The organism is Spirosoma gilvum (assembly GCF_054776815.1).
The window spans coordinates 1-6813 of the sequence record NZ_BAAHBH010000030.1 but is presented as its reverse complement, the minus strand read 5'-3'; the positions used below and the strand labels follow the sequence as shown (position 1 = coordinate 6813).

Sequence of the window (6813 nt, the reverse complement as noted above, 5' to 3'; positions counted from 1 at the left end):
TTTTTTTTTTTTGTTGCCATTAAACTTTTAAAGACAACTTTTATATTTGCCTGTAAATCAATTGCCCATGACGAAGCCTAAAGAGATTTGGCAGGATAATGTCCTTACTGTAGCTCGGTATGAAATGACTGAAGCTGAGAAAAATATTTTATACATGGTCGTCGCTCAAGTGCGCAAAGAAGATGCGCCTACCACGATGTATCAGGTGTCAGTCAAAGAAATGGCTGATGTTACAGGATCTATTGAATTAAAGTTCGAAACGTACAAACAAGCGACTCGTAAGCTGCTAACTCGTGTATTTGAAACAACAATGCCCAATGGTGATCTTTTACAGGCCACCTTTATTGCATCAGCGCTGTACAAAAAGGGTACTGGCATTATACAAATTGAATTATCTCAAATGGTTAGACCATTCTATGTCGAATTAAATCAACGCTTTACCAAGATTCAATTGGTAGCGGCTATTTCGCTTAATTCAACTTATGCCAAACGGGTTTATGAGCTTCTATGCATGTACAAAAACATGAAAGACAAGACGTTTCGGCGCGATCTAATTGATTTTAAATCAATGGTAGGCATTATCGATCCGAAAACAGGCAAAGACAGTTACCCTAAATGGACGCATTTTGAAAAGAAGGTACTTGAAGTATCATCGAGAGAAATTAATGGGCATACAGATCTAACGTTCAACTATAAGCCAATTTATGGCGACCGCCCAGGGCGAGGCCGCAAACCCGTTGAGCAGATTGAATTTGAAGTATTTTATCAGGCTAAACCTGAGCCCACTCAAACTGTATCTCTGCATGAGCGGCTAGTAAAACAGTTCCGACTACGAACTGATCAGGCAGATCAAGTATTATCTACGCATTCGGTAGAAACGATTAATCGACAACTCTACGATATTCAAACTAAACTAGCCAGTGGAACGGTTAAGAATATAGGTAGTTACACCGCCAAAGTATTTGGTTTAGACACAAAAGGGAAAAAAGATGGAAACTAAAAAACCACTTGAACCTATTCCACCTCTTCGAAGAGGTCAATGGAATAGCTATTCCCCAGCCGATATTAAACGCTGGGGCGTTCAACGCTTCTTGGATGAAGTGTGTGAAAAAGAGCCTATTCAAATTCCAGATCTAGGTTTTACCGAGGAGGAAAACCAACGAATGGATGAAATCCTACGCCAGGAACGAGAAGCCTCAGCTAATGGTCTTTGATACAAACTTGCTCATTGAGCATATCCGTCGCCAACAGATGTTGCCAGCTCGGGCTATTATTCCAGTGATTGTAGCGGGCGAATTAGAAGCCTTTGCTTTAAAAGCAGACTGGGGCTATCAGAAGGTTTCTTTTATGCAGCGATTATTCGAACGATTTCCCATCGTTGAGGTGATTCGCGAAATCACCACGGTTTATGCTCGAGTCGATGCCTATAGTCAAGGTAACCTTCAGAGCCAACCGTTGCCGCCTGGTCTATCAGCACGAAACATGGGTAAGAATGATATATGGATTGCAGCAACAGCCCTGTATTTGGACTTACCATTACATACCACAGATAACGATTTTGACCATCTACCGGCCTTAGGATTACAATTAGTTAAAGGCTTATAGCCTTAGTCAGGGCGAGCGATGTATATCTACTTTTTACCAAATAACCACTCGCGTAAACTGGCCGGACGGCGTTCAATAGCCTCTCGAATCGATTGCAATTCACTCGTCTGACTTTCTTTCAACTCCATCTTAAGCTTTTCAACTAAGTCAGTTACTAGATCCTCTGGGCGCGCCGGTGGCTGGTCGCCCTTTTTGATTACGTTTGTAGCAGCCTCTCGTAACTCGTCATTGAAGAATTGACCTAATGTCTTGCCTGTTCGGTCGGCAGCTTTTTCGATAACTCGTCGAGTCTCAGGCTCAATCCCACGTATTGTCCATTTAGCGGGTTCAGGTGATTGGCGTGGAGGTCTACCGCCTTTTGGGGTTGTCGGACTTGTTTGGGTTTCTGTCTGCCCTTCAGCTTGGGTACTTGAATCAATAGCTTGATCACTCATATATGTGTCTGGCTTTTTGTCCGACACATATTTACGGAAATTTGGTACAAGATTGACAAAGCTGGGAAAATTTTACTAGGTGTCGGACATCACAATGTTTATGTCGGACTTTATATAAGAGTGATTACATAACAAGAATAGGCATGGGATTGACTATAATCATACTTGATACCCAATAATGTCAAGTTACGAAATACCAATTCGATAATCACTCCAAACCAAATAGCTTTCTGAGCGCAGCTGATCGAGGTTTTATGTTAACCTCAGCTTCTTTAACGTCTTCAGCGTCTATTTTTTGACCGTAACAAATAGCACAAGGCTTGAATCCAAGTTGCTCAAGTAGATGGCCCTCGAATTTTAGATTAGGATTATGTTTGACTCGATAATATTCAACCAACCAATTCTTTAGTGGCATCTTAAAATCTGTATCATATCTTTTGAGAAACTCTCTTAATTCTTCATCAGTCATACCTGTATCATTATTACTAAATTCTCGAGAAGAATAAGCTAAGAAAGTGTATTTCTGAAAACGTCTAAGTACCTTTTTTATACGATCAGTACTACAGTTAAAATATGATCCTGCATCTGATATTATCTGATCAATTCTATGCTCCAGCTCTGTAAGATTTAAATTTTCTTTTTCTACAGATCCTGAATTAGAGTAATCAATGGCCTTCGGATTAATTTGTATTCTAAAAGCGGAATACAGATTAGCGGTAAATGCCTCAACATCAGGTATATCAAGAAGATACTGATACCGCTTGAACCAATCACGAAATCTTATAACTTCATCACGACCACGCTCCCTTATTTCTTCTGGGATTTCAAAGTTCCTAAAGTTAGAGTTTAATCGATCACAGTCAGGGGTGGCATGATATGCAGGTTTTCCACCTTCATATACATAGCGTAAATGGTCAGTGGAGTCAATAGGGATATAGTATTCGGCAAGAAATCTGTCAGGGTCTTTAAATAACTCTTCTAGACCTAAAAGCCTATTTTTTTCATAATCACTTAAGAAATAAATGGGCTTTTTATAAACATTTCCGTTAAGGTTTCCAACCTTATTAAAATCTACTTGAGATATGATTCTGAGAGAATTATTTTTTGTAAGATAAGGCATGAGAAATGCAGTTAAAAGTTTGAACAGAAATGCCAGTCATGGGAAATATATATGTCCTATAGTCACAATTTTTATCAAGTATAAAATCTACTTAACTATATGAATAAAACCAGAATCTATCTTCTAACCCTTATCTTAGCTCCACCAGTATAAATTACAATAATCCATACTAATCCAAGAAAGAATCCAGCGAAACTTCCTTTGTAAACCAACATACCAAAAGACATATACAATGCAGGCACAATAGCTATGATCCATCCTATCACAGTCACTGTATGTATCATGAATCTACCCATTTTTGAGCCAGATTGCCCTGTAATAAGAGCTATAAAGTACAGTATGATAAAACCTAATAAAAAATAGCTAGCATGATCTGATATGAAGTCCATCGCTTTTCTTTGAAAATTCACATAACATAAGATTCTTTATACAACACCCCTTAGAAAAGTACAAAATATTACATGCATCTGTGGATGATTATTTATCCTAGATTTTACTGCTATTTATCTTTTCCTGTATCACAGAAGTTGCCATTTGTGTACCTTGTTGCATGTTTACTATCACGACTTAAAACACACTATGAAGCAACTTATCTACTTTTTCGTTTGGGTTGTATGCATATGCCAAGTAGAAGCACAGGTTTATGTAAGAGGATATACTAGAGCGAATGGCACCTATGTACAACCTCATATGCGTTCAAGTCCTGACGGGAATCCATACAACAATTGGTCTTACCCTGGAAACACTAACCCTTATACAGGTAAAGTAGCTACTGGAAATCCTGAAACCTATTTGGAGAATTACTACAACAGGAGTAATAGTTCTACGTCTCTAAGTAATCTTAATTCCAACAATTGGGCTAATACCGAACCTAAAGTTGGGCCGAACAAAAGCGCATCAGAGATCTTGAGAGAACTGAATAACATTCCTGCTGAAAAGAGTACAACAGAAATCTTGCGAGAATTAAATAGTACCTCTCCTTCCTACCTTACTGACCAAACATCAAAAAATACAACACGACGAAATTATTCGCCAAGGTATAGGAGTACTAAAGCAAAAAAAATACGAGAAGCTGATTATTTGACTACAGAATACGGACTTGACAGTCAGCTTATGAAAGACTATGAAAAGAATTATGGGCCTAATAGCCAATTTATGAGGGACTACGAAAAGAATTACGGACCCAATAGCAAGTTCATGAAAGACTACGAAAAGAACTACGGACCTAATAGTAAGTTCATGAAAGACTATGAGAAGAACTATGGGCCTAATAGTCAATTCATGAAAAATTATGAAAAGCAATATGGGCCTAATAGTCAGTTTATGAAGAACTTACAGAGAAAGTACAACTAATATATTCACCAATTTACTAGCCATAAAGGATTAATAATCAATGAATTAACTTAGCAAAGAGCTTATTTATCCCATGCTTAAGCCTCGATCCCGCTTCTGCTCGGGTTGAATACGCCGTTCTTGTTGTTGAGCTAGTTCTAATTTCTTGGCTTGTTCGAGTCGTAGCTCTTCCGATCGACGTAAATCGGCAGCTAACTGCTGTTGGCGCTCGTGCTGCACATCCCGTAGTTTCAGCGTCATAGCGGCTCGTTCCTGAACCGTGCCGTTACTCATCGTATTCTGATAGCGAAAGCTCTCTTCCAGTTCTCGACGGTACCCCGTTTGCTGATCAAACGCCAATTCGCTACGCTCCTTGAATTCGACCCGGTTGAATTGGCCGAACTTGTGGCCATGCTCAGCACTTTTACCCTGCCCTCGATGATTGGTCAACGGGCTTAGTAAGCGTTGGTTCTGCATGTCCTTCCGGCTGACAATGATCTGCACATGCATCTGGTGGCCAGCCTTTAGCTCTCCTCGTTGGTTCAAGCCTTGCTTTACTTCCGGATCGGTCCACTTGTAGCCTCGGTTGTACTCGACTTTACCGTACCATTTCACATCATCCGGCCCTAACCCTTTCTGAAAATTAGTCGCGTATTCGGCCATTACACCCCGTGCATACTCTTTGAGCTTTTGAGGGTCATTGCCGATGTGTTCCAGCTCTCTTTGGGATGGGCTGATATTTACCAGGTAAAACTTAGCTTCGTGTTGTTTGAGCTTGGCCGTATTCGAATCGATGCCCAGCCGTACTTCCTGCGCCCTAATATCGTCCCGCCCCTGATTGAACCACAATTCAGCCTTGTGCTCAGCTTTCAGATTGTTTTCCTTCTCCAGATACTCGACGAGCTGGCCACAACTGCCGGCGTTACTACCCGTGCTACTGCTGGTAATGTTGATGTGGGGCATGTTGGAAAGGGGATAAAGGCTTATAGGTTCGTTATCTGGCTGCGGGCATTCTCCTGAAGCTCTTTGATGAGCCGTCCCTGGGTGAGCGCGTTTAAGACCTCCCGCTGCCCCATGTAGTGTTCCAGTATGGCCATAAATTTCGCTTTTAAGCCCTTCTTAGCTTCTAAATGTGTCTTTACCTCATTTTGGTGAGATCGCGTCTCTGAGAGCAAATTTTGCAGCATCTGGGCCATTTCCTGCTGTTGTTGCTGCTGCGTCTGGTGCTCTTTAAGCAATCTTCGCTGAGTATGGATGAAGAAACCACTGACCTGCTGCTGATCATCATTTTGAAAAAACTGCTCATACTGGCTATTGAGCTTAGTTAGCGTTCGTTGCAACTGGGCCAGATCGGCCAGCATGGGCGAAAGGGCTTCTTTCTCCTGAGTTTTGATAAACGAGATGATACGGTTGATGCCCTGACCCAGCTCTTTCTTCAACAATTCGTCGTTCAGATCAGCCGGATCCTTCTTGGACTTGTAGAAATAGTCGACCATTTGGCCGAAGAGCTCCTGCTTCGAGCGGCCTAGCTTTTCACTTAACTTACTGAATTTCAGATCAGTATCTGAATCAAACCGAACGGACTTATTCGCTTTTACCTCCATAAATAAGCAGATGAATATACTAAAATATGCTTCTAAATGTTAAAAAAGGGGATTTTTAGCTAAAAATATACTTTATGCTTACTAAAGAAATCGTAAAAATTTTACTAACTGATTGATTAGCAACACAGTGACCTCGTAGAGCAAGTGAGAATTATCGCGTAGCGTAATTCCCGCTTGCTCTTTATAAGACCGCTTCGCGCTTTGTTTTTCTCGCTTCGCGCTTTTTGTTTTTTGGTCTTTTTTCCCTTTCCACCATTTATCCCCTTTCCAACTATTTTCTTAGTTGCCCCTTTTTACTTTCGAAACCGTACCTGTCAAAGCACTTCAGGACGGGCTTTTCCTCGCACGCGTACACACATGCCCGCACGCGAGACAAGTGTTTGTGTATTTCAAATATCTCTTGTTAATCACTTGTAAGGCCGAAATAGGGCTTATAAATACCAGATTTACAGTCGTTTAGATTGTGGATAACTTTAATAAGTTGCCTTTTGGTCGGTAATAAGTTGTCTTTTGGTCGGTAAACCGAGGTTAATAAGTTGTCTTTTGGTCGGTAAACCGAGGTTAATAAGTTGTCTTTTGGTCGGTAATAAGTTTTTTTTTTTTGTTGCCATTAAACTTTTAAAGACAACTTTTATATTTGCCTGTAAATCAATTGCCCATGACGAAGCCTAAAGAGATTTGGCAGGATAATGTCCTTACTGTAGCTCGGTATGAAATG

At 40.6% G+C, this 6813-nt stretch carries 8 protein-coding genes; 4 read left to right on the top strand and 4 right to left on the bottom strand.

Annotated elements, in window-relative coordinates:
- Nucleotides 1-67 precede the first annotated feature (67 nt).
- The 3 genes from ACYVFD_RS35760 to ACYVFD_RS35750 are packed head-to-tail and all read left to right on the top strand — an operon-like array spanning nt 68 to nt 1605.
- Nucleotides 68-1000 (top strand): replication initiation protein, encoded by a 933-nt coding sequence (locus ACYVFD_RS35760; protein ID WP_461095420.1) that lies wholly within the window; start codon nt 68-70, stop codon nt 998-1000.
- Entirely contained in the window at nt 990-1214 is a 225-nt protein-coding gene (locus ACYVFD_RS35755) for a hypothetical protein (RefSeq protein ID WP_461095419.1), read from the top strand. Before ACYVFD_RS35760 ends, ACYVFD_RS35755 begins: the two co-directional genes overlap by 11 nt.
- Complete coding sequence (locus tag ACYVFD_RS35750) at nt 1204-1605, top strand: type II toxin-antitoxin system VapC family toxin (protein WP_461095418.1); 402 nt, start codon at nt 1204-1206, stop codon at nt 1603-1605. The genes ACYVFD_RS35755 and ACYVFD_RS35750 overlap by 11 nt, the downstream gene beginning before the upstream one ends.
- Nucleotides 1606-1631: 26 nt before the next feature.
- Here the strand turns inward: ACYVFD_RS35750 and ACYVFD_RS35745 are convergent, their stop codons facing one another.
- Both ACYVFD_RS35745 and ACYVFD_RS35740 read right to left on the bottom strand, forming a co-directional pair.
- Nucleotides 1632-2039: a type II toxin -antitoxin system TacA 1-like antitoxin gene (locus ACYVFD_RS35745; RefSeq protein WP_461095417.1), complete on the bottom strand. Its 408-nt coding sequence runs from the start codon at nt 2037-2039 to the stop codon at nt 1632-1634.
- 208 nt (nt 2040-2247) lie between these two features.
- Entirely contained in the window at nt 2248-3159 is a 912-nt protein-coding gene (locus ACYVFD_RS35740) for a hypothetical protein (RefSeq protein WP_461095416.1), read from the bottom strand.
- Nucleotides 3160-3738: 579 nt separating this feature from the next.
- Between ACYVFD_RS35740 and ACYVFD_RS35735 the strand changes: the two genes are divergently transcribed.
- Entirely contained in the window at nt 3739-4512 is a 774-nt protein-coding gene (locus tag ACYVFD_RS35735) for a hypothetical protein (RefSeq protein WP_461095415.1), read from the top strand.
- A gap of 66 nt (nt 4513-4578) precedes the next feature.
- On the opposite strand, the gene ACYVFD_RS35730 is transcribed toward ACYVFD_RS35735, so the two are convergent.
- On the bottom strand, nt 4579-5454 hold the full coding sequence (locus ACYVFD_RS35730; protein WP_461095414.1) for a DUF5712 family protein: 876 nt from the start codon (nt 5452-5454) through the stop codon (nt 4579-4581).
- A 20-nt stretch (nt 5455-5474) separates the two neighbouring features.
- Nucleotides 5475-6095 carry a BfmA/BtgA family mobilization protein gene (locus ACYVFD_RS35725; protein WP_461095413.1) on the bottom strand — a complete coding sequence of 207 codons (621 nt, stop codon included), beginning with the start codon at nt 6093-6095 and terminating at the stop codon, nt 5475-5477.
- Nucleotides 6096-6813: the final 718 nt, after the last annotated feature.